Raw genomic sequence first — 23,479 nt, forward strand, 5'->3', positions numbered from 1 at the left:
CGCCCCCCCCACCCCCACCCCCCTCCCCCCCCCCCCCCCCCCCCCCCCCCCCCCCCCCCCCTCCCCCTCCCCCCCTCCCCCCCCCCCCCCCCCCCCCCCCCTCCCCCGCCCGCCGTACGGCCCGCCCACCGGCGGTACCCCGCGGGGGCGCAGGCCCGGGCCGGCCGCACCCGTACCACCGTTCGAGCACCACCGCACCGCCGAGGAGACCCACCCGTGAGCGACCACCACGCCGAGCACCCCGCGTGGAGCGAGCCCGACGGCCCGTCGGCCCCCGCCGCGCCCGCCCAGGCCGCCGCCGCCCTCACGCCGGCCGACGCCGCCGACGCGGCCCGGCTCGTCGGGTTCGGGCTCCAGCCCAAGCTGCTCCCCGCCCGGGACGCCGAGTACGCCGAGCTGCTGCGGCGCTACCGCGAGGACCCCGCCTTCGGGCGGCTCGCCGACGCCGTCGCCACCGGCCTCGGCCTCGTCGTCCTGGAGGTGTCCCCGCGCGCCGGGATGGCCGTCGCCGCGGGCGAGGACTCCGTCTTCGCCGTCCGCATGGGCGACTACGCCCGCCGCACCTCCGCCGACGGCGGCGACCGCTTCCTGCACGGCCTCGCCCACCTCGCCGTCGCCGCCCTGGCCTTCCCCCGCCCCGAGGACCTCGCCGACGACGGCTACATCGGCCGGGTCACCGTCAACGGCGTCGACGCCTTCGTCCGGCAGACCTGCCGCCGCCTGGAGGAGCGCGCCGAGGAGCTCGGCGAGAACACCGACCCCGCCTCCGACGCCCCCGGACTGGAAGCCGCCTGGCGGGTCTACTCCCGCCGCAGCGCGACCGGCGCCACCAAGGACGCCCGCCGGCTGGCCGGCTCCACCACCGGCATCGTCGGCAAGGCCGCCGCCTTCCTCACCGAATCCGGCTTCCTCCAGCGCACCGGCGACGACGCCGGGGGCACCTACCGCACCACCCCCCGCTACCAGCTCCAGGTCCGCGACATGGCGGGCACGGCGGCCATGGCCGAACTGCTGGAACTCGGCGTGGTCCCCGTCAGCGACGGCACCGCCACCCTCCTGCCGCCGCCCGAGGGCGACGACCTGGAGCTCGCGGCCGACGCCGGCCTGCCGTTCCACGCCTGATCCACCTGCCGTTCCGTACCGAGAACGCACCGAGAACACCGAGAAGCAACGAGAGTCCGCCGCCATGTACGAGCTGTCCCGGATCCGCCTCTACTCCATCGGGCCCGCCGGCGCACGCTACGCCGACACCGTGCTCGACCTGCGCGGAGTCGGCGAACCGGTGCCCCACCCGGCGCCCGCCCAGGCGGAGTTCTTCGAGGACGAGCCCACCGGCCCGCCCCGGCGCCCCGCGCCCGCGGGCGTCCTCTTCCTGGAGAACGGCGGCGGCAAGTCCGTCCTGCTCAAGCTGATCTTCTCGGTGATGCTCCCCGGCCACCGCAACACCCTCGGCGGCGCGAGCTCCGGCGTCCTGCGCAAGTTCCTGCTCGCCGACGACTGCGGCCACGTGGCCCTGGAATGGCAGCACACCCAGACCGGCGAATGCGTGGTCGTCGGCAAGGTCAGCGAGTGGCGCGGCCGCCAGGTCTCCAACGACCCGCGCAAGTTCGCCGAGGCCTGGTACTCCTTCCGCCCCGGACCGGGACTGAGCCTGGACAACCTCCCGGTCGCCGAGGCCACCTCCGTCCGCCCGCCCGTCGAAGGCGCCTCCGGCGCCCAGGGCCGCCGCCGCACCATGAAGGGCTTCCGCGACGCCCTCACCGAGGCGGGCAAGGCGTACCCGCACCTGGAGGTGTACTGGGAGGAGATCCACGACCGCTGGAACGAGCACCTCACCGAACTCGGCCTGGACCCCGAACTCTTCCGCTACCAGCGCGAGATGAACGCCGACGAGGGCGAGGCGGCGGGGCTCTTCGCGGTCAAGAAGGACTCCGACTTCACCGACCTGCTGCTGCGCGCCGTCACCGACACCCGCGACACCGACGGCCTCGCCGACCTGGTCCACGGCTTCGGCAACAAACTCGGCCGCCGCGCCGAGCTGATGGCCGAACGCGACTTCACCGCCGGCTCCGTGGACCTCCTGAACCGCATCGTGGAGGCCGCCGAGACCCGCTCCCGGCTGCGCGACGTCCACGCCGGAGCCGAGCGCCGCACCCGCTCCCTCGCCCGGCGGCTGTCCGCCCGCGCCTCGGAGGAACGCGGCCGCGCCGCCGACCTCGCCCAGCGGGTCACCGACGCCGCCCACGAGGTCACCGCCGCCGAGTCCCAGCGCGCCCGCAGCGCCGCCGTCTCCGCCGAACTCGCCTACCGGCACGCCTCCCTGGCCCTGACCGTCGCCGACAAGGCCGCCGCCGCCCAGCGCCGCGAGCTCCTCGAAGCCCGCACCCTCCACTCGGCCTGGCAGGCCGCCGAGACCGTACTGCGCCACCGCGCCGCCGCCGACCGCTCCGCCCGCGTCGCCGCCGCGATCCTCGAGGCCGAACGCGACGCCGCCCCCGCGCTGGCCGCCCGCGCCACCGCCGCCGCCGAACTGGTACGCGCCCTGCACACCGCCGCCGAGCAGGGCGAACGGGCCGCCAACGAGGAGGAGGAGCGCTCCGCCGAACTGCAGGCCGTCGGCGAGACCGCCCACCGCGACGCCACCTCGGCGGCCACCGCCGCCCAGCGCGCCCGCAGCGAGGCCGAGCACCTGCGCGCCCGCCTCACCGAGGTCGAGCAGGAGACCGCCGACGCCGTCCGCGCCGGCTGGCTCGACGACACCGCGCCCGACGCCGACCCGGCCCGCGCCGCGCTCGCGGCCAGCGACGCCGAGAAGGCCGCCGTGGCCGCCTGGGACGAGGCCCGCGAGGCCGCCCGCGGCGCCGCCGAGGCCGCCCGCGAGGCCGCCTCCGCCGAGTCCCGCGCCGAACTCACCGCCGCCCGCGCCGCCGACGCCGCCGACGCGGCCGAGGCGGCCCACGCGGCGGAGCACCGCGCGGCCGGCTCCCTGGCCGCGTCACCGCGCCTGGCGGAGCTCCTGGGCCTCCCGCCGGTCCCCGAGACCTTCCTGCCGCACCCCCGCGCGGGCCGGGCCGCCGACTCCGCCGCCGGATCCGGCGCGGCCCCCACGGGTTCCGGTACGCCGGGCGGGGCGGCGGGCCACGGCGCGGCCGCACCCGTCCCGGCCGCGAGCGGCGGCACCCCCGGCCGCGCGGGCACCACCGCCACCGCGACCGCCGGCGGCCCGGGCCGCCCCGAGGCCGCCGGACTCACCGCCGGAGGGCTCACCGCCGAGGACCTCGACCGCAACGCCGACACCCTCCGCGAACTGCTGGCCGACACCGTCGGCTCCGCCGAGCGCCAGCTGTTCGAGCTGCGCACCGCCGCCGCGGACGACGCCCGCATCCTCGGCGCGCTCGGCGACGGCGGCCTGCTGCCGCCCGGCCCCGACGTCCTCGCCACCGTCGAGTACCTCGGCGAGCACGGCATCCCGGCCCTGCCCGGCTGGCGCTACCTCGCCCAGTCCGTGGACCCCGCCGACCACGCCGCCGTCCTCACGGCCCGCCCCGAACTCGTCGACGGCGTCGTCATCACCGACCCCGACACGCACACCCGCGCCCGCGAGGTGCTCTCCGGCGCCGCCCTGCTGCCCCGCTCCACCGTCGCCGTCGGCACGGCCGCCGCCCTGCTGGCGCCGGTCCCGCCGGCCGCCGGCCCCGACGACGCCGTCTTCCTCGTACCGCCGAACCCGGCCATGCACGACGAGCACGCCGCCGACGAGGAGCGCCAGGCGCTGCGGGTCCGCGCCACCGCCCGCGACACCGAGATCCGCGACCTGGCCGCCCGCCTCGCCGGCGACCGGGAGCTCGCCGCCCGGCTCGCCTCCTGGCGCACCGGCTGCCCGCCCGGCCGTCTCGCCGAACTGGCGCGGCAGGCCGCCGCCGCCCGGGCGTTCGCCGAGGAGGCCGACGCCGAGCTCGCGGAGGCCCGTACCGTACGCGCCGAGGCGGACGAGGCCGCCGCGGACGCCGCCCGCGTCCGCGACGAGCGCCAGGACACCGCCCAGCGCGCCCGCCGCGCCGCCGACGCCCTCGCCGGCCTCGCCCACCGCCTGCGCGAACGCTCGGGCTGGCAGGCCCGCGTCCGTGAACTCACCGAGGAGGCCGCCGAGTCCGAGGCCCGGGCCGAGGCCTGCCTCGACCGCGCCCGCGCAGCCGACGAGGACCGCCGCGCCGCCCAGCGCGCGGCCGACGACGCCCGCCGCACCGCCCGCGCCCTGCGCGCCGAACGCGCCGAGATCGCCGGAGCCCCCGAGCCCCTCCCCGAGGACGCCGGCGGCTCCGACGGGCACCGGCCGCCGCTGCCCGACCTCCGCGAGGCCTACCGCGCCGCCTCCCGGCTGTACGAGAAGGTCGGCGTCGGCGCCGACCTGCGCGCCGAACAGGCCCGCGCCGAGAGCGACGAGAGCGCCGCCCTCGCCGAACTCGACCGGCTCACCAACAAGGTCCGCACCCGGGCGGCCCAGCTCCTCGAGGGCACCGACGGAGCCGACGGCCCCTCCCGGCAGGCCGCCGCCGCCCGAGCCGAGGCCCTCGTCCAGATGCTGGAATCCCGTGCCTCCGCCGCGAGCGAGCAGCTCGGCCGGCTGCGCGGCGAAGCCGAACGGCACGCCCCCGCCGAGGGCGACGCGCACACCGAGCTGCCCGAGGAGCTGATCCCGGCCGACGTCGAACAGGCCCAGGGCCTGCTGCGCACCGCCACCGCCCAGCTCGCCGCGCACTCCGCGGCCGTGGAGTCCGCCCGGGCCGCCCACGCCGACCTGCTGCGCGCCCACCGCGCCGCCGAGGACGGCGCCGGAGGCTTCGACGAGACGGCGGCCCTCCTGCGGGACCTGCTGCGCGACCAGAACCACCCGGAGGACGAGCAGGAGCCCGCGGCCCACCACGGCACCCTGGAGGAGGCCCGGCAGTCCGCCGCCGAGGCCCGCCGCTCCCTGCGCGCCTGCGCCGCCGACCTGTCCGCCGCCGAGTCCGCGGTGCGCGAGGCCGGCGACGTCCTGGTCCGGCACGCCAACGCCAACCGCTACGAGCAGGTACGCACCCCCGCGCGCCAGCAGATCCGGGAGCTGCCCGCCTCCGCCCTGCCCGAGCACGCCGCCGCCTGGGCGGCCGCGTTCGCCCCGCGGCTGCGCGTGCTCACCGACGAACTCGCGCAGCTGGAGCGCAACCGCGACAGCATCGTCGACCGGCTGCGCGGCCTGGTGGAATCCGCCCTGGCCACCCTCCGCTCCGCCCAGCGCCTCTCCCAGCTCCCCGAGGGGCTCGGCGAGTGGTCGGGGCAGGAGTTCCTGCGGATCCGCTTCGAGGAGCCCGACCAGGCCACGCTCACCGAGCGGCTCGGCGAGGTCATCGACGAGGCCACCCGCACGGCAGTGAAGAAGAACGCCGCCTTCGGAGAGGGCCGCCGCGACGGCATGTCCCTGCTCCTGCGGGGCGTCCAGGCCGCCCTCGAACCCAAGGGAATCTCCGTCGAGATCCTCAAGCCCGACGCCGTGCTGCGCGCCGAGCGCGTCCCCGTCGGCCAGATGGGCGACGTCTTCTCCGGCGGCCAGCTGCTCACCGCCGCGATCGCCCTCTACTGCACGATGGCCGCGCTGCGCAGCAACGACCGGGGCCGCGACAAGCACCGTCACGCGGGCACGCTGTTCCTCGACAACCCGATCGGGCGCGCGAACGCCACGTACCTGCTGGAGCTCCAGCGGGCCGTCTCGGACGCCCTCGGGGTCCAGCTGCTGTACACGACGGGCCTCTTCGACACCACGGCCCTCGCCGAGTTCCCGCTGGTCATCCGGCTGCGCAACGACGCCGATCTGCGCGCGGGCCTGAAGTACATCAGCGTCGAGGAACACTTGCGCCCGGGCCTGCCGCAGCCGTCCCCGGAAGGCGAGACGATCCACGGGGAGATCACCGCCACCCGCATGTTCCGCCGCACGGGCGCGGCCCCTTCCGCATGACGCCCTCCCGGGCCGGGACGACTACCCCGGTTCCTTCCGCATGACGCCCTCCCGGGCCGGGATCACCCCCGGCCCGGGGCCGTCAGGCGGCCCTCGTGGCCCGGTATGCGGCCCCGCCAGGGCTCGCGCGCCGCGCTGCTCGGCTCCGACAGGACGCCGTGGCGCTGGTTCCACATCTGCCGGGTGATCCACACGTCCAGCACCGCCCAGGTGGCCACGATGGTGGCCGCTATCCCGATGAGCACCATCGGGAAGGCCAGCCAGGACCCGGTCAGCGCGAGGAAGAAGGTGATCGTGGCCTCCGTCAGCGTCACGGCCACGATCAGCACCGCCCGCACGGCCGACGACCGCACCGGGTCCGGCATGCGGCGCCGCCGGGCCGGCTCCTCCACCCACAGGCCCCGCCCCGCGGCCTCGACCGCCGCGCCGTCCTCTTCGTACATCCTCATGGTCCGCTCACTTCCCGGCCGCCGGTCCGCCATGCCGCGCCACGCGCCCGCCCGCCCCGCACCGCCATTCCCTGCCCTGTCCGTCAGACGACGGGAAGCACCCGGAAAGTTCCGTATACCGGACCCGGAACACAGAATTCCAGCCATCCGTTCGAACAACGGACCTGATACCCCACCACGTGTCATCTGCCACATATCGGCGCGGACTTGACCGGAAGTATCGGACAACTGGTGATCTTCGTCCGAAGGGCAGGCCGAAAACGTCCGGACACCCCTGCGAAGCCGCGCCGTGGCAGTAGTAGGCTCACGCCGTTTAAATGACGGAACACCGACCTCGTACAACGGGGTTGAGCTGGGGGAGGCTGGGGAGGCCATGCGCTTTCGCGGGAAGTCCATCCGCCGGAAGATCGTGGCGTTGCTCCTGGTGCCGCTCGTCTCCCTGACCGCCCTCTGGGGCTTCTCCACGGTCATCACCGGCCGGGAGGCACTACAGCTGCTCGACGTCGCGTACGTCATCAAGAAGGTCGGCTACCCGATGGAGGACGTCGTACGCGTCGTCCAGAAGGAACGCAGGCAGACCCTGGTCGTCCTCGGCGACCCGCGCGCCGCCGCCGCCACCGCCGAACTCACCAAGAGCCGCACGGCGACCGACACGATGGTCCGCTCCATCACCGCGAACGCCCTCGACCCCCAGGTCACCGACGAGCTCAGCCCGCAGGCCCGCCAGCGCCTGCGGTCGATCACCGAAGCCTTCCGGGGCATCACCGCGCTGCGCCGCTCCGTCGACCAGGGGTCGCTCAGCCCCGCCCAGGCCCTGGAGCTCTACAGCCGGCTCGTCGACCCCTGCTACGAGTTCCTGATGAATCTCCACGCCCTGGAGAACGTCGAGATGGACCAGCAGGGCCGCGCCCTCGTCGGCATCACCCGCGCCCGGGAGACCCTCTCCCGCGAGGACGCGGTCGTCGCCTCCGCCCTCGCCGCCGGCAACGTCGCCGCCGGCGACGTCCGCCGCGTCTCCGACTTCGCGGCCAACCGCGGCCTGCTGTACGAGTTCAACCTCGCGATCCTGCCGGCCGAGGACCGCAAGCTCTTCCAGCAGTACTGGAACGGCCCCCAGACCAAGGCGCTGCGCGACGCGGAGGAACGGTTCATCACCGGCGGCGCCGGCAAGAACCCCCGCATCACCGCCGCCCAGTGGGACGAGGCCGCCACCAAGGTCCTCGGCGACCTCGCCACCATGGGCACCGCCGCCGGCGACCGCTACCAGAAGCGCGTCGAACCGATCGCCGTCGGCGTCCTCGTCCAGGCCGCGGTCGCGGGCGTCCTCGGCTTCCTCGCCCTCGCCTTCTCCCTCGTGATGTCCGTGCGCATCGGCCGCGACCTCATCCGTGACCTCTCCCGGCTCCGCAAGGAGGCCCACGAGGCCTCCGGCGTCCGGCTGCCCAGCGTGATGCGCCGCCTCGCCGCCGGAGAGACCGTCGACGTCGAGACCGAGGCACCCCGCCTGGAGTTCGAGAAGGACGAGGTCGGCCAGGTCGGCCTCGCCCTCAACAGCCTCCAGCGCGCCGCCGTCGAGGCCGCCGTCAAGCAGGCCGAGCTGCGCCGCGGCGTGTCCGAGGTCTTCGTCAACCTCGCCCGCCGCAACCAGGTGCTGCTGCACCGCCAGCTGACCCTGCTCGACACCATGGAACGGCGCACCGAGGACACCGAGGAACTCGCCGACCTGTTCCGCCTCGACCACATGACCACCCGCATGCGCCGCCACGCCGAAGGCCTGGTGATCCTCTCCGGAGCCGCGCCCTCCCGGCAGTGGCGCAAGCCCGTCCAGCTCATGGACGTCGTACGGGCCGCCGTGGCCGAGGTCGAGGACTACGAGCGGATCGAGGTGCGGCGCCTGCCCCGCATCGGCATCGAGGGCCCGGCCGTCGCCGACGTCACCCATCTGGTCGCCGAACTCCTCGAGAACGCGACGGTGTTCTCGCCCCCGCACACCGCCGTCCAGGTCCACGGCGAACGCGTCGCCAACGGCTTCACCCTGGAGATCCACGACCGCGGCCTCGGCATGAACCCGGAGGCGCTGCTCGACGCCAACCTCCGGCTCGCCGAGACCCCCGAGTTCGAGCTCTCCGACACCGACCGCCTGGGCCTGTTCGTGGTCAGCCGCCTCGCGCGCCGCCACAACGTCAAGGTCGTCCTCCAGCCCAGCCCGTACGGCGGCACCACCGCGGTGGTCTTCCTCCCGGCCGACCTCCTCACCGAGGCCCCCGACACCAACGGCAGCGGCATCCGCCTCGACGCCGTGAAGGGGGTCCGGGGCGTCAGGACCGGCCCGGGGGCCAAGAGTTCCGCGCGGCCCGGGCGGACCGCCGTCGACCGGGCCCAGTCGGCCCGCCGGCTGCCCGCCGGCGTGCTCAACGGCCCGGTCGAGCTCGAGGACACCCTCGGCTCCCTCGGCCTCCTCGGCCCGGACGGTCTCGACGACCCCGCCGGACTCGACGAGGCCGCCACCGGATTCACCGGCATCACCGGCCTCACCGGTGTCGGCGGCCGCCCGCCCATGGCCACCCTCGACGACGAGACCCCGCCCGGCGGGATCCCGCGCAGCGCCCTCCTCGGCACCGGCTCCGCGGACCGGCCCCTGCGCGGCCACCCGCACGGCGGGGGGCGTGCCGAGCGCGGCCCCTGGAAGCCCGACCGTGACCGCGAGCGGGAGCCGCTGCCCCCCACCGGCCCGGTCCGCCTGGAGAGCTCCCGCCCCGAGCCGGCCCACCCGGACGGCCCCCAGGCCGGCGGAACCGTGCCGCTGCCCCGGCGGCGTCCCGCGCCCACCCTGGTGGCCGAGCACGGGCGCCGGGTGGAGCCCCGCCCGGCCGCCGTGAAGGGCCCGGCGCAGCCGCGTACCACCGCCGAGGAGCCCGCCGCGGCGGGCGGCCCCGCACCCGGCCCCGGAGGGCTGCCGCGCCGGGTCCGCCAGGCGAACCTCGCACCCCAGCTCAAGAACGCCGCGGCTCCCGCCGCGGCGCAGCCCTCCGACGACCCGGTGACCGACCGGGACGCGGAGGACGTACGCACGCGCATGTCCGCCCTCCAGCGGGGCTGGACGGCGGGCCGCGACCAGCACGCACAGCAGCAGTCCGAGACCGAGGCCGGCCGCTCCGGCGCCGGTCCCGCGCACGAGAACGAAGGGGACGGTCGATGACCGCACCGCAGACCGTAAACGACACCAGGGGCCGTGGCTCCGGCCCGCTCAACTGGCTCCTCGACGAGCTCGTCGACAAGGTCGGCAGCATCCGCAAGGCGGTGGTCCTCTCGGGCGACGGCCTGCCGACGGGCAGTTCCAAGGACCTGACCCGCGAGGACAGCGAGCACCTGGCCGCCGTGGCCTCCGGCTTCCACAGCCTGGCCAAGGGCGTCGGCCGCCACTTCGACTCCGGGCGGGTGCGCCAGACGGTGGTCGAGCTCGACGAGGCCTTCCTCTTCGTCATGGCCGCGGGCGACGGCAGCTGTCTGGCCGTGCTCTCCGACTCCGACTCCGACGTGGGCCAGGTCGCGTACGAGATGACGCTCATGGTCAAGCGCGTAGGCGACCACCTGGCGACCGCCCCGCGCTCCGGACTGCCAGCCGGAGGGTGAGACGGACGGCATGAGCGATCCAGGCCAGGACCACCCCACGACCGACCGTCCGACGCCCGAGACCGGCCACCCGCACTGGTTCGACGACGACGCGGGTCCCGTCGTACGCCCGTACGCCATGACCCGCGGCCGGACCAGCCACGCCGCCCAGCACCGCCTCGACCTGATCGCCCTCGTCGTCGCCGAAGCGGCCGCCGACGATCCGGTCTGGGACATGACCCTCTCCCCGGAACACGCCCACATCCTCGGGCTGTGCCGGGAACGCCCCCAGTCGGTCGCGGAACTCGCCGCGGACCTCGACCTCGCCATCGGCGTCGTCCGGGTCCTGATCGGCGACCTCGTCGACGAGGAGCTGGTCCACGTGACCCGGCCGGTCCCGCCGGCCGAACTGCCCGATGAATCCATTCTGCGAGAGGTGATCGATGGCCTTCGGGCGCTCTAGCCGCACCGGCGCGATGCATGCCGTGTCGCCGGTCGAGCCGCTGACCCTGAAGATCCTGGTCGCGGGCGGTTTCGGGGTGGGCAAGACCACCCTGGTCAGCGCGGTCAGCGAGATCCGTCCGCTGCGGACGGAGGAGCGGCTCTCCGAGCCGGGTGCCGCCATCGACGACACCGGGGGAGTGGAGGGCAAGAGCACCACGACCGTGGCCATGGACTTCGGCCGCATCACCCTCCGCGAGGACCTGGTGCTGTACCTCTTCGGCACGCCGGGACAGGACCGCTTCTGGTTCCTGTGGGACGAGCTGGCACAGGGCGCCCTGGGCGCCGTCGTGCTGGCGGACACCCGCCGGCTCGCCGACTGCTTCGCCGCCATCGACTACTTCGAGCGGCGCGGCATCCCCTTCGTCGTCGCGGTCAACTGCTTCGACGGGGCCGACCGCCACCCGGTGGTGACCGTACGGGAGGCGCTCGACCTCGACCCCGAGGTGCCGGTGCTGCTCTGCGACGCCCGCGACCGGGAGTCCGTCAAGGACGTTTTGGTGGGAGTCGTGGAGCACGCCATGTCCCTCGCCCGGGCCCGCCGCCGGACCATGAGCGCCTCGTCCTAGGCCCTGTCGTCGAAGCGGCGCCGGCCAGGCGGGCCTTCGACGGTCCGGCCCCGCCGGGTCCCCACGTGGAGGCGGCCCGTACCCCCGCCGACTGGGGTACGGGCCGCAGCTCTCATGGGGGGTCGGGGGGTCCCGGTAGCGCGGGACCGTGGAGCGAGTGTGAACCCGCCGCCCGGGGTCGTCAAGCACCCTGACGGCAGCATTTCCCCGGGGCGCTCACCGCACGGCGACCACCGCCGAACCGTGCCCGAACAGCCCCTGGTTGGCGGTGATCCCGGCCCGTGCCCCCGGCACTTGACGGGCGCCGGCCGTACCCCGCAGCTGCCAGGTCAGCTCGCACACCTGGGCGATGGCCTGCGCGGGCACCGCCTCCCCGAAGGAGGCCAGCCCGCCGCTCGCGTTGACCGGCACCCGCCCTCCGAGCGCCGTCGCCCCTTCCCGTACGAGCTTGGCCCCCTCGCCCTCACCGCACAGCCCGATGTCCTCGTACCACTCCAGCTCCAGCGCGGTGGACAGGTCGTACACCTCGGCCAGCGACAGGTCCCGCGGCCCCAGCCCCGCCTCCTCGTACGCGGCACGGGCGATCGAGGCCCGGAAGGAACCGGCCGCGGGCACGACGGCGGCCGCCGAGTCGGTCGCGATGTCGGGCAGGTCCAGCACCGTACGCGGATACGTGGGCGTCACCGTCGACACCGCCCGGATCCGCACCGGGGCGGTCACCCCGCGCGCCCGCGCGAAGTCCATGCTGCTCAGCACCAGCGCCGCGCCCCCGTCCGAGGTGGCGCAGATGTCCAGCAGCCGCAGCGGATCGGCCACCACCGCCGAGGCCGCCACCTCCTCGGCGGTGACCGCCTTGCGGTAACGGGCGTTCGGGTTGTGCGCCCCCGCCGCCGAGTTCTTCACCTTGACCAGCGCGAAGTCCTCCGCCGTGTCCCCGTGCAGGGCCATCCGGCGGCGGGCGTACAGCGCGAAGTAGGCGGGGTTGGTGGCCCCCAGGATCCGGAACCGCAGCCAGTCGGGATCGTCCGGCCGGTCGCCCCCGGCCGGGGCGAAGAAGCCCTTGGGCGCGGCGTCGGCGCCCACCACCAGCACCACGTCCGCCAGCCCGGCGAGGATCTGCGCCCGGGCCGCCCCGATGGCCTGGGCCCCGGAGGCGCAGGCCGCGTACACACTGGTGACGCGGGCTCCCTGCCAGCCGAGCGCCCGCGCGAAGGTGGCCCCGGCGACGTAGCCCGGGTAGCCGCCGCGCACGGTGTCGGCGCCGACGACGGACTCCACGTCGGTCCACTCCAGCCCGGCGTCGGCGAGCGCGGCCCGGGCGGCGGCCCGCCCGTATTCGACGAAGCCGCGGCCCCATTTGCCCCACGGGTGCATGCCGGCCCCCAGGACGGCCACGTCCTCGCTCACCGCGCCCCCTCCACCGGCTTGAACCACCAGGTCAGCCAGGTGGTCCCGGCGTCCTCGTCCAGCACCCCGGCGACCACCTCCACCTCCATGCCGACCGTCAGGTCGGCCACCGTCACCCCGGGCGCGGCCTGCCCGAGCACGACCATCCGCTCCGCCTCCAGCTCCACCGCGACCAGGGTGTACGGCTCCCAGGGCGCGCCCGGGTCGGAGACGTACGGGGCCGGCGGGCGGTACCGCCCGTCGGTGTAGGACCAGACCCGGCCGCGAGGGGACAGCGGTACCTCGGCGAGCTCGCCGCCGCCGGGGCAGTGCGGATTGCGGCAGTACGCGTCCTCGCGCGGGAAGAACACCGAGGTGCAGGCGGAGCACCGGGTGCCGAGCAGGCGGAAGCCGCCTCCGGCGCCCGTATCGGTGAACCACCCGCTCACCACGGGTGTGCGTGTGCGTTCCAAGTCCCCTCCCGGGCAGCGTTATCTGACGAAGCGTCAGAAGTCTGCCACGGGCCGTCCCGCCGCGACAGAGACCGGGAAGTCGAAGGCGGTCTCCGGGAACGCCTCCGGCCGCAGGGTGAAGTGCCACCACTCCTGGGGCAGGTTCACGAAACCCTGACCTTCCAGGACCCGCCGCAGCAGCAGCCGGTTCTCCCGCGCCGCGCCCGTCACCCGCGGATCGTCCGTGTTCGACAGCGGTCCGAAGAAGTCGAAGGCCGTCCCCATGTCCAGCTCCCGCCGCGCAGGCAGCGCCACCAGCGTCACGTCGACCGTGCTCCCGCGGCTGTGCGAGGACTTCGCCGCGATGTACCCCTCCGGAATCAGTCGCTCCTTGTCCAGCTCCGGGTAGTACTCGGCCTTCGTCGACTGGTCGGCCGGGTCGCCGGCCCAGCGCACGAACCGGTCCACGGCACGCTGCGGCCGGTAGCAGTCGTACACCTTCAGCGCGTACCCGGACCGCAGCAGCTCCCGCTGCGCCCGCCGCAGGGCCGCGGCCGCCGGACGGGCCAGCAGGCACACCGGCTCCTCGTAGCCGTCCACGGCCGCACCCGTGAAGTTCCGCGGGCCCGCGTACCGCATGTCCTCCACGATGCTCGGATCCACGTCCCGCAACGCCACGAACCCCGGGACCCCCGCGGAGGCCCCCGGGATCCCCGCCGAGGCCCCCGGGAGCACCGCCAGCACCGCCGCAACCACCAGCATCCTCATGCCCCTTGGCTTACCATCGCCGCATGCCGGCACAGCTGAGGGACTCGCACTGCTCCACCTGCGGAGCTCTGTTCGACACGGACTCCTGGCCCCGTACGTGCCCCGCGTGCGGCGCCGTCACCTACCGCAACCCGCTCCCGGTGGCCGTGGCCCTGCTCCCCGCCGAGGACGCCGCCGGCACCGGCCTGGTGGTCGTCACCCGCACCATCGAGCCGGCCCTGGGCGGCATCGCGCTGCCCGGCGGGTTCATGGACTTCGGTGAGGACTGGCGCACGGCCGTGGTCCGCGAACTCCGCGAGGAGACGGGCATCGAGGCCCCCGCCTCCGACGTGGCCCTCGCCGACGTCCTCAGCTCACCGGGAGGCCACCTCCTCGTCTTCGGCCTCCTGCCGACGCGGCCGGCCTCGGCCCTCCCGGCCTCGGCCGCCACGGACGAGACGACGGGCTGGCACCTCCTGCGCTCCCCGGCGGAACTGGCCTTCCCCCTCCACACGCGCGCGGCGGCCTCCTGGTTCGCGGGCCACTACGCCCGGCAGGGCGCCTGAGGACGGCGATCTCGCTCGGCAGCCGCTTCCACCGGTTCAGCGACCGGCTGCCGGTCCACCCCAGGGGCGCGACGCCGTGCCCCCGCACTCGCCCTGACGGCGAACGGCCCCGCAGCGGGGCGGGCCCCCCTTCGCCCACCCGGCTCGGGCGCACCCCGATCCCCTCCTACACGGGCAGTTCCATCAGCAGCGACGCCAGCCCGACCACCCCCACCACCGTCCCGGCGACCACCGCGCCCCGCGCCCACAGCGCCCCCGCGGGTAAGGGCCGCGCCCGCCCCCGCAGCACCGCACCGACCGCCAGCGGCAGCAGCGCACCCGCCGCACACCCGGCCCACACCACCCCGAAGCCCGGGACGGGAACGCCCTGCGCCCCGAGCCACCACCGCACCAGCGCGGCCGCCGGCGCCGACACCGGGGCCACCAGCACCCCCACCGCGACCGGCCGCGGCCACGCGCTCATCCGGGCGGTCCAGCGGCCCAGCACCGCGAGGGCCTTGACCAGCAGCAGCCCGTGCAGGAAGCCCGCCACGCCCAGCGAAGCCGCGGCCACCCCCACCTCGGAAGGCGAGCCGGCCGGAACCACCCCGGTCACCACCAGCAGGGCCCCCACCGTGAGCGCCTGCCACGCCCCCACCACCTCGGAACCCGGCACCCGGTCCCATCGCCGCACGGTGGCCGGCACCCGTCGGCCCAGCGCCGACCGGTCCGGCGCGTACGCCCGCGCCGGGCTCGTCAAGACCATCACACACTCCCTGCTCAACCGGACCGGCGGCGGCGGACCCGCCGCCGCCCGCAGGATCCCCGACCCCCCTCCGCCGGACCTATACGCCCCATAGGGCCGATTCGCCCTACAGGCCCCGCACCTCCACCCCGCTCACCACACCCCCCGCCTCGTCCTCCACCACCACCGCCTCACCGGCCCACCGCACGGTGTACCGCTCCACCTCGCCCGGCTCGAACCCCGGCCCCGGATCCCGGATCACCACCCCGCCCCCGGTCCGCCCCCGGGCCGGAGCCCACGCCTCCAGGCCCACCTCCCCGTTCCCCCGCCGCACCGGCAGCAACGCCCCCGCCCGCGCCAGCACCGGCATCCGCCCCGGCGGGGCGTCGAACAGCACCTGCCCGGGCCCCTCGTACGCCGCCCCCGTGGCCGTGTCGTACCAGCGCCCCCGCGGCAGCCGCACCGCCCGCCGGTCCGCACCGCACTCCAGCACCGGCGCCACCAGCAGCGCGTCCCCCAGCAGGAACGCGTCCTCGCAGTCCCGCAGCCGCCGGTCCTCCGGCGCCCCCCACCACACCGGCCGCACGTACGGAGCCCCCGTCCGCCGCGCCAGATGGGCCAGCGTCACGAAGTACGGCCGCAGCCGCTCCCGCTCCGCCAGCACCGCACCGGCCCGCTCCGCGACCTCCGGCCCGAACTCCCACGGCTCCCGCCGCCCCGCCCAGAGCGCCGAATGCGTGCGGAACAACGGCAGGTACGCCCCCAGCTGCAACCACCGCAGGTACAGCTCCGGCGACGGAGACCCCCCGAAGCCCCCCACGTCCGGACCCGAGTACGGCACCCCGCACAGCCCGAGCCCCAGCACCAGCGCCAGCGACGCCCGCAGCCCCTCCCAGCTGCTCTCCACATCACCGGACCACGTGCCCCCGTACCGCTGCATGCCCGCCCACCCCGACCGGGAGAACAGGAACGGCCGCTCGGCCGGCCGCAGCCGCACCAGACCCTCCCAGCCGGCCCGCGCCATCAGCAGCCCGTACACGTTGTGCCCGGCCCGGTGGTCCCCGCCAGCCCCGTCCAACGCGTGCCGTGCCGACCGGGGCAGCGTCGCGTCCCCCCACGGCGCGAACGACACCGGCTCGTTCATGTCGTGCCAGAAGCCCGCGAACCCCTGCGCCAGCCGCTCCTCGTACAGCCCGCCCCACCACTCCCGCACCGCCGGGTCCGTGAAGTCCGGGTACGCGCACTCGCCGGGCCAGACCTCGCCCCGCACCTCCCGCCCCGGGCGTCCCGTACGAACGCCCCGTGCGCCCCCACCGCCCGGCCCGAGGAGTGCACCGCGTCCCCCGCCTTCACCGCCGGGTCGACGATCGACACCAGCCGTACCCCGCGCGCCCCCACCTCCCGCGCCAGCCCCGGCAGATCGGGGAACGCCTCCCGGTCCACGGTGAACACCCGGTGCCCGTCGTAGTGGTCGATGTCCAGGTGCACGGCCGACAGCGCCAGCCCCCGCTCCTCGTACCCGGCCACCACCCGCCGCACCTCGGCCCCGCTCCCGAACCCCCACCGCGCGTGCTGGTAACCCAGCGCCCACTCCGGCGGCACCGCGGCCGCCCCCGTGAGCCCCGCCCACCCCTGCATCACCCGCGCCGGCGTCCCCACCAGCACCCAGCACCTCGGCGGCCCGCCCTCCAGCCGCAGCTCGCTCACCCCCGGCCGGTCCGGCCCCGAACCGGCCCCCTCCTCACCCCCGCGCAGGACGACCAGCCCCTCCCAGGGGTTGTCGTAGAACGCCAGGTGCGTCCCCGCGTCCGCCACCACGACCTGCACCGGCATCGTGATGTACAGCGGATCCGTGTCCGGCCCGAACCCGCCCTTCGGATCGGTGTTCCACAGCCGGTACTCACCGTCCCGCAGCCGCGGCCCCCGCGCCCTGCCGCCCAGCCCGAAGAACCGCGCGTCCGCCGGCACCTCCGCCCGCTGGAGCCACCGGGAACCGCCCTCCGCCGGCCCCCGCGCGCCCTCCGCCGGGTCCCACCAGCGCGGCGGCAGCTCCCGCCGCAGCACCGCCCCGCCCGGGGTCCGCACCTCCACCGCGCCCTGCCGGGACACCGCCACCGTCACCCGCTCCGACACCACCCGCCAGCCGCCGTCCGTGTCCGGCTCCAGCACCGCCCGCGCATCCGGCTCCGGGCCGCCGCCCACCACCGCGTACGACGGCACCGGCTCCGCCCCGTCCCAGCCCCAGAACACCGCACCGCCCACGGTCACCCGTACCAGCAGCTCACTGCGCGCGAAACGCAGCACACCCCCGCCCGGCCGGGCCTCCGTACCCGTCAGCAGGCCCGGCACCCGCGCCCGCTCCGCGCCCCGGCGCGGCAGCCCCTCGGCGTCCGCCCGCCGGTGGCGCCACGCCGAGCGCCAGGCCCGCCGCCCGCGCGCCGTACCGAGTTCCCCCACCGCACGCACCAGATCACGACCGTCCATGCCGGTCACCCTGCCACCGGACCCCGGCCGCGCGGGCGGCGTTCAACTGCCGTTCACCCGGAAAACGATCAACCCGTACGGTCCGGGACGGCTCTGGTGCGGATGTCGATCACGTGGCATGGTCCCCTGTGAGCCGCCGCGCGCACACCGACGCCGCGACGGCGCCGTACGCACACGAAGCGCGAGCGCCAGACTTGACCGGGAGCCGACCCATGACCTCTGCCACCCAGCCGGAACCCCTCTGGTCCCCGAGCCCCGACAGGATCGCCGGAGCCCAGGTCACCCGCTTCCAGGACTGGGCGGCCGAACGCTTCGGAGCCCCCGCCGACGGTGGCTACCCGGCCCTGCAGCGCTGGTCCGTCGACGAGCTCGACACCTTCTGGCAGGCCGTCGCCGAGTGGTTCCAGGTCCGCTTCAGCACCCCCTACCAGGAGGTCCTCGCCGACCGCTCCATGCCGGGCGCACGCTGGTTCACCGGCTCCACCCTCAACTACGCCGAGCACGCCCTGCGCGCCGCCGAGGACCCGGCCCGCGCCGACGACCCCGCCCTGCTCCGCGTCGACGAGACCCACGAACCCACCCCCGTCACCTGGGCCGAGCTCCGCCGCCAGGTCGGCTCCCTCGCCGCCGAACTGCGCGCCTTCGGCGTACGCCCGGGCGACCGGGTCAGCGGCTACCTCCCCAACATCCCCGAAGCGGCCGTGGCCTTCCTCGCCACCGCCGCCGTCGGCGGAGTGTGGACCTCCTGCGCACCCGACTTCGGTGCCCGCAGCGTCCTCGACCGCTTCGAGCAGGTCGAGCCCGTCGTGCTGTTCACCATCGACGGCTACCGCTACGGCGGCAAGGAGCACGACCGCCGCGAGACCGTCGCCGAGCTCCGCGAAGGCCTCCCCTCGCTGCGCGCCGTCGTCCACGTCCCGCTCCTGGGCACCCCCGCCCCCGAGGGCACCCGCGCCTGGTCGGAGCTGACCTCCTCCTCCGCCGAGCCCGTCTTCGAGCCGGTCCCCTTCGACCACCCGCTGTGGATCCTCTACTCCTCCGGCACCACCGGAGCGCCCAAGGCCATCGTCCAGTCCCAGGGCGGCATCCTCCTCGAACACCTCAAGCAGCTTGGCCTCCACTGCGACCTCGGGCCCGGGGACCGGTTCTTCTGGTACACCTCCACCGGCTGGATGATGTGGAACTTCCTCGTCTCCGGCCTGCTCACCGGCACCACCGTCGTCCTGTACGACGGAAGTCCCGGCCATCCCGACACCGGCGCCCAGTGGCGGATCGCCGAGCGCACGGGTGCCACCCTGTACGGGACCTCCGCCGCCTACGTGATGGCCTGCAAGAAGGCCGGCGTCCACCCCTCCCGCGACTTCGACCTCTCCGCCGTCAAGTGCGTCGCCACCACCGGCTCCCCGCTGCCCCCCGACGGCTTCCGCTGGCTCCACGAGGAGGTCGCCGAAGACCTCTGGATCGCGTCCGTCAGCGGCGGCACCGACGTGTGCAGCTGCTTCGCCGGCGCCGTACCCACCCTCCCCGTCCACATCGGCGAGCTCCAGGCCGCCTGCCTCGGTACGGACCTCCAGTCCTGGGATCCGGCCGGCAAGCCCCTCACCGGCGAGGTCGGCGAGCTCGTCGTCACGGCCCCCATGCCCTCCATGCCGATCCGCTTCTGGAACGACCCGGACGGCAGCCGCTACCGCGACAGCTACTTCGAGATGTTCCCCGGCGTCTGGCGCCACGGGGACTGGATCACGATCACCGACCACGGCTCCGTCGTCATCCACGGCCGCTCCGACTCCACCCTCAACCGGCAGGGCGTCCGGATGGGCTCCGCCGACATCTACGAGGTCGTCGAACGCCTCCCCGAGATCAAGGAATCCCTGGTCATCGGCCTGGAGGAGCCGAACGGCGGCTACTGGATGCCCCTCTTCGTCCACCTCGCCCCCGGCGCCACCCTCGACGAGGCCCTGCGCAAGAAGATCGCCGCCACCATCCGCGAGCAGCTCTCGCCCCGCCACGTCCCCGACGAGGTCATCGAGATCCCGGCCGTCCCGCACACCCTGACCGGCAAGCGCATCGAGGTCCCCGTCAAGCGCCTGCTCCAGGGCACCCCGATGGCCAAGGCCGTCAACCCCGGCTCCGTCGACAACCCGGAGCTGCTCGCCTTCTACGAGGAGCTCGGCCGTACCCGGAGGTGACTGTCAGTGGCAGTGGTTACCGTGAGTGAGCAAGTGATCGCACGCTCAGGGGGAGACCATGAACGCCACACCCGACACACCCCACACCACCAACCGCAGGACCACCACCTCGCGCCGCCGTGAACTGCGCCGCGAGGTCCCCAGCACCGTCGGGCTCCTCACCGACCCCGGGGACTTCGCGGCCATGCGGGACTACCGCACCTTCGGCTTCGACCAGCACGAGGAGTACGCCGACTACCTCCACCACGTCGACGCCCTGCTGCGCTCCCTCGCCGCCCAGGGCATCCACACCACCGTCGCCCTCTTCGACCCCGAGGAGTACGCCGAGTACTGCGCGGAACACGGCCTCGACCCGGACAGCCCCCGCACCCGAACCCGCTTCACCGCCGAGCTCGCCGGCGGCCCGACCCTGCCCTACGCCGGCCAGCCCGTCGAGGAACTCGTACCGCTCCTCGTCGACGAAGCCGTCCGGCAGTCCACCTGGGAGTACGCCACCGAGCTCCTCGCCGGCGTCGGAGCCTGCGCGGACTGCGGCGAGGACATCGGCAAGGCCTCCTTCGAACGGGCCGCCGACATGCTCGAACGCCTCGTCGCCGGAGCCGGCCCCGGACACCACCACCTGGTGTGCAGCGTCCCCGCCGAGGAGCAGCAGCTGATCGCCGTCCTGCACGCCGAAGCGGCCGGACAGCCCGGCGGCCGCCCCCGGATCCAGGGCCGCGAAGGCCTGGACTTCGTGACCGTCCTCGCCGCCGGACTCGCCCTCGGCGGCGCCGGGGGACTGGTCCTGCGGAGCACCACCGACGGCTTCCGCGACCGGGTCCACGGCTGGCGCCTCGACCGCGGCCGCCTGGTGGCCCTCACCGCCGCGGCCGTGTTCGACGCCTACTGCACGGACGCCGACACCGGCGACCCCGTAGCGCCGGAGCCCGGAGTCGAATACTGCCCCGGCTACGAGGTGGACGTCCCCGGCCCGCACCGCGAGTAGACCGCCCGGCACCCGCACCGGGAAACGCCCGAGGGGCCCCCGCCACCGGCGAAGGCCCCTCGGACGACCACCACGTACCGCCCGTCACTCGCCGGACAGCACCGCCTGCGCGGCCACCCGCGCCTCCTCCGCGCTGTCAGCGGCGCGGGCGGCTGCGGCCGCCCGCTCGCACTGCGCGAGGGTGTACTTGGCGAGCGTCGCCCGCACGTACGGAATCGAGGCGGCGCCCATCGACAGGGAGGTGACCCCCAGACCCGTCAGGACACAGGCCAGCAGCGGATCCGAAGCGGCCTCACCACACACACCGCAGCTCTTGCCCTCCGCGGCGGCGGCCTCGGCCGACATCGCGATCAGGTCGAGCAGCGCCGGCTGCCAGGGGTCCTGCAGCCGCGACACCGCACCCACCTGCCGGTCGGCGGCGAAGGCGTACTGCGCGAGGTCGTTCGTACCCAGCGACAGGAACTCCACCTCCTGCAGGATCGAGCGCGCCCGCAGCGCGGCGGAGGGGATCTCCACCATCGCCCCGAACTTCGCCACCAGACCGGCCTCGCGGCAGGCGTCCGCGAACGCCTTGGCGTCCTGGCGGTCGGCCACCATCGGGGCCATGACCTCGAGGTAGACCGGCAGCCCCTCCGCGGCCTTCGCCAGCGCGGACAGCTGCGTCCGCAGCACCTCGGGGTGGTCCAGCAGCGTGCGCAGACCGCGCACGCCCAGCGCCGGGTTCGGCTCGTCCGCCGGCGTCAGGAAGTCCAGCGGCTTGTCGGCGCCCGCGTCCAGCACCCGTACGACGACACGCCCCTCGGGGAACGCCTCCAGCACCTTGCGGTAGGACTCGATCTGCTTCTCCTCGGACGGCGCCTTCTTGCTGTCGTCCAGGAACAGGAACTCCGTGCGGAACAGGCCCACGCCCTCGGCCCCGGCCTCCACCGCGGCCGGCACGTCCGCCGGCCCGCCGACGTTGGCCAGCAGCGGCACCTTGTGGCCGTCGGAGGTCGCACCCGGACCGGAAGAGGCTGCCAGCGCCGCCTTCCGCTCCGCCGCCGCGGCCGCCAGCTGGGCCCGCTTCTCCGCCGTGGGCTCCACGTACAGATCACCGGTGCTGCCGTCGACGGCGATGACCGTACCCTCGGCGATCTCTCCCGCGCCCGGCAGGGCCACGATCGCCGGCACACCCAGCGCCCGCGCCAGGATCGCGCTGTGACTGGTCGGCCCGCCCTCCTCGGTCACGAACCCGAGCACGAGGGCAGGATCCAGCAGCGCCGTGTCGGCGGGCGCCAGATCCCGCGCGATCAGCACGTACGGCTCGTCACTGTCCGGCACGCCCGGCATCGGCACGCCCAGCAGCCGCGCCACGATCCGGTTCCGTACGTCGTCCAGGTCGGCCACCCGCCCGGCCATGTACTCGCCGGCCCCCGCGAGCAGATCGCGGTAGGAGGCGAACGCGTCGTAGACAGCGCGCTCGGCGGTGCTGCCGACGACGATCCGCCGGTCGACGTCCGACATCAGCTCGGGGTCCGTGGCGATCATCGCCTGGGCCTCGAGCACGTGCTGGGCCTCGCCGCCGGCCAGCTGGCCGCGCGCGATCAGGTCGGCCGACACAGCCTCCACGGCCTGACGGGCGCGCCCCTGCTCGCGCTCCGCCTCGTCCGCGGCGATCTGCTTCGCCGGCGGTTCGAGCACAGCCGTACCCATGTGCCGGACCTCGCCGATCGCCACACCGTGGCTCACGCCGACGCCTCGCAGCGTTGTCTCCATTTCACCCGTCTCCGATTGAGCGGCGGATCCAGCCGCCGCGATGGATATCCGACTCCGGCCCGCCCGTGCGGGCGGCCGCGTCACTGCCAGCTGAAGAGCTGGTCTCCGGCCTTGACGTCGTCGTCCTCCATGACGCCGCCGAGGGAGTCGGCCGTCGCCTCGAGCGCCACGACCGGGCAGATCGGCGACTTGCCGGCGGCCTCGACCGCGGCGGGGTTCCAGCGGATGACGGCCTGACCGCGGGTGACGGTGTCGCCCTTGTTGACGAGCAGCTCGAAGCCCTCGCCGTTGAGCTGGACGGTGTCGATACCGAGGTGGGTGAGAACGCCGTGGCCCTCGCTGTCGACGACCACGTACGCGTGCGGGTGCAGGGAGACGACCACACCGTCGACGGGGGACACCGCCTCCGACGCCTCGCGCACGGGGTCAATGGCGGTGCCCGGTCCCACCATCGCGCCGGAGAACACCGGATCGGGCACTGCCGCGAGTCCGATGGCGCGCCCGGCGAGTGGGGACGTCACGATGGTCATGGGGGCCTCCCAGGGGGTGGGGCTTCTTGGTGCCGCCGTCACTATGTGTTGCGAACGGCGTACTCGTCAGAAGGATATGTCACGGCTTGTGCGGGTTCGCCCGATGTTGATCCCGCTCCGGGCTGTCCCTTCCGCACGGAGACTAGTGGACTAGACCGGTGGACTAGACCATACGCCTGATTCGATTTGCCTGCGCCCCCACGGGAGATGTACAGTCGTGAGTCCCGCCAGGACGGACCGCGTGAACACCTCGCGAACAGTCGGGACGGGACTCCTCCTCAACCAGTGATCATTTCAATCTCCACTTGATCCTTTCCGTGTGCCCTCGAGGCGAAACGGCAAGCGGTCGGAGAGACGGAAATCCACTGGTAGAGTCGGGACCGCCGGAAAGGGAAAGCGCGAAAGCGCAGGACCTCGAAAGCGCCGCGGAAATCGGACGCGAAAGAGTCTGATAGAGTCGGAAACGCAAGAACGAAGAACAGAACGAAAGCCCGGAGGAAAGCCCGCGAGGGTGAGTACAAAGGAAGCGTCCGTTCCT

At 74.8% G+C, this 23,479-nt stretch carries 16 protein-coding genes and 1 pseudogene; 9 read left to right on the forward strand and 8 right to left on the reverse strand.

Going from position 1 to position 23,479, the window contains the following annotated elements; genetic code table 11:
* The first annotated feature begins 216 nt into the window (after positions 1–216).
* Together ACZ4WZ_RS22275 and ACZ4WZ_RS22280 are read left to right on the forward strand one after the other, a co-directional pair.
* Positions 217–1,122, forward strand: a complete 906-nt coding sequence (locus ACZ4WZ_RS22275; RefSeq protein WP_467892778.1) for a hypothetical protein — start codon at positions 217–219, stop codon at positions 1,120–1,122.
* A gap of 64 nt (positions 1,123–1,186) precedes the next feature.
* A complete protein-coding gene (locus ACZ4WZ_RS22280) occupies positions 1,187–5,992 on the forward strand; it encodes a hypothetical protein (protein ID WP_467892779.1) in 4,806 nt (1,601 codons plus the stop codon).
* A 62-nt stretch (positions 5,993–6,054) separates the two neighbouring features.
* Here ACZ4WZ_RS22280 and ACZ4WZ_RS22285 read toward each other — a convergent pair whose 3' ends face one another.
* Positions 6,055–6,441, reverse strand: a complete 387-nt coding sequence (locus ACZ4WZ_RS22285) for a hypothetical protein (protein ID WP_467892780.1) — start codon at positions 6,439–6,441, stop codon at positions 6,055–6,057.
* A 373-nt stretch (positions 6,442–6,814) separates the two neighbouring features.
* Between ACZ4WZ_RS22285 and ACZ4WZ_RS22290 the strand changes: the two genes are divergently transcribed.
* The 4 genes from ACZ4WZ_RS22290 to ACZ4WZ_RS22305 are packed head-to-tail and all read left to right on the forward strand — an operon-like array spanning position 6,815 to position 11,123.
* Positions 6,815–9,640, forward strand: coding sequence for a nitrate- and nitrite sensing domain-containing protein (locus ACZ4WZ_RS22290; RefSeq protein WP_467892781.1), 2,826 nt, complete (start codon positions 6,815–6,817; stop codon positions 9,638–9,640).
* On the forward strand, positions 9,637–10,074 hold the full coding sequence (locus ACZ4WZ_RS22295) for a roadblock/LC7 domain-containing protein (RefSeq protein WP_388943788.1): 438 nt from the start codon (positions 9,637–9,639) through the stop codon (positions 10,072–10,074). Before ACZ4WZ_RS22290 ends, ACZ4WZ_RS22295 begins: the two co-directional genes overlap by 4 nt.
* A 10-nt stretch (positions 10,075–10,084) precedes the next feature.
* Positions 10,085–10,516: a DUF742 domain-containing protein gene (locus tag ACZ4WZ_RS22300; protein ID WP_467892783.1), complete on the forward strand. Its 432-nt coding sequence runs from the start codon at positions 10,085–10,087 to the stop codon at positions 10,514–10,516.
* Positions 10,497–11,123 (forward strand): GTP-binding protein, encoded by a 627-nt coding sequence (locus ACZ4WZ_RS22305; RefSeq protein WP_467892785.1) that lies wholly within the window; start codon positions 10,497–10,499, stop codon positions 11,121–11,123. Before ACZ4WZ_RS22300 ends, ACZ4WZ_RS22305 begins: the two co-directional genes overlap by 20 nt.
* A 216-nt stretch (positions 11,124–11,339) precedes the next feature.
* On the opposite strand, the gene ACZ4WZ_RS22310 is transcribed toward ACZ4WZ_RS22305, so the two are convergent.
* Genes ACZ4WZ_RS22310 through ACZ4WZ_RS22320 form a run of 3 tightly spaced genes read right to left on the reverse strand, consistent with a single transcriptional unit; the run spans position 11,340 to position 13,729 of the window.
* Positions 11,340–12,530, reverse strand: coding sequence for a lipid-transfer protein (locus tag ACZ4WZ_RS22310; RefSeq protein WP_467892787.1), 1,191 nt, complete (start codon positions 12,528–12,530; stop codon positions 11,340–11,342).
* On the reverse strand, positions 12,527–12,982 hold the full coding sequence (locus tag ACZ4WZ_RS22315; protein WP_467892788.1) for a Zn-ribbon domain-containing OB-fold protein: 456 nt from the start codon (positions 12,980–12,982) through the stop codon (positions 12,527–12,529). Before ACZ4WZ_RS22315 ends, ACZ4WZ_RS22310 begins: the two co-directional genes overlap by 4 nt.
* 33 nt (positions 12,983–13,015) lie before the next feature.
* Positions 13,016–13,729 carry a M15 family metallopeptidase gene (locus ACZ4WZ_RS22320; RefSeq protein ID WP_467892789.1) on the reverse strand — a complete coding sequence of 238 codons (714 nt, stop codon included), beginning with the start codon at positions 13,727–13,729 and terminating at the stop codon, positions 13,016–13,018.
* A 23-nt stretch (positions 13,730–13,752) separates the two neighbouring features.
* On the opposite strand from ACZ4WZ_RS22320, the gene ACZ4WZ_RS22325 reads away from it, so the two are divergent.
* Positions 13,753–14,274, forward strand: a complete 522-nt coding sequence (locus ACZ4WZ_RS22325; protein ID WP_467892790.1) for an NUDIX domain-containing protein — start codon at positions 13,753–13,755, stop codon at positions 14,272–14,274.
* 166 nt (positions 14,275–14,440) lie between these two features.
* On the opposite strand, the gene ACZ4WZ_RS22330 is transcribed toward ACZ4WZ_RS22325, so the two are convergent.
* Positions 14,441–15,019: a hypothetical protein gene (locus tag ACZ4WZ_RS22330; protein WP_467892792.1), complete on the reverse strand. Its 579-nt coding sequence runs from the start codon at positions 15,017–15,019 to the stop codon at positions 14,441–14,443.
* Between the two features lie 106 nt (positions 15,020–15,125).
* A pseudogene (locus ACZ4WZ_RS22335) lies at positions 15,126–17,482 on the reverse strand (glycoside hydrolase family 31 protein).
* Between the two features lie 212 nt (positions 17,483–17,694).
* Here ACZ4WZ_RS22335 and ACZ4WZ_RS22340 point away from each other — a divergent pair.
* Together ACZ4WZ_RS22340 and ACZ4WZ_RS22345 are read left to right on the forward strand one after the other, a co-directional pair.
* Entirely contained in the window at positions 17,695–19,671 is a 1,977-nt protein-coding gene (locus ACZ4WZ_RS22340; RefSeq protein ID WP_467892794.1) for an acetoacetate--CoA ligase, read from the forward strand.
* A gap of 58 nt (positions 19,672–19,729) precedes the next feature.
* Positions 19,730–20,656, forward strand: a complete 927-nt coding sequence (locus tag ACZ4WZ_RS22345) for a hypothetical protein (protein ID WP_467892795.1) — start codon at positions 19,730–19,732, stop codon at positions 20,654–20,656.
* Positions 20,657–20,740: 84 nt separating this feature from the next.
* Here the strand turns inward: ACZ4WZ_RS22345 and ptsP are convergent, their stop codons facing one another.
* The gene (gene ptsP, locus ACZ4WZ_RS22350; protein ID WP_467892796.1) at positions 20,741–22,411 is read right to left on the reverse strand and encodes a phosphoenolpyruvate--protein phosphotransferase; all 1,671 of its coding nucleotides are present in this window, start codon (positions 22,409–22,411) and stop codon (positions 20,741–20,743) included.
* An 80-nt stretch (positions 22,412–22,491) separates the two neighbouring features.
* Entirely contained in the window at positions 22,492–22,941 is a 450-nt protein-coding gene (locus tag ACZ4WZ_RS22355) for a PTS sugar transporter subunit IIA (RefSeq protein ID WP_467892797.1), read from the reverse strand.
* Positions 22,942–23,479 lie beyond the last annotated feature (538 nt).

The sequence above is a fragment of the Streptomyces sp. NPDC029122 genome (genome assembly GCF_055569445.1).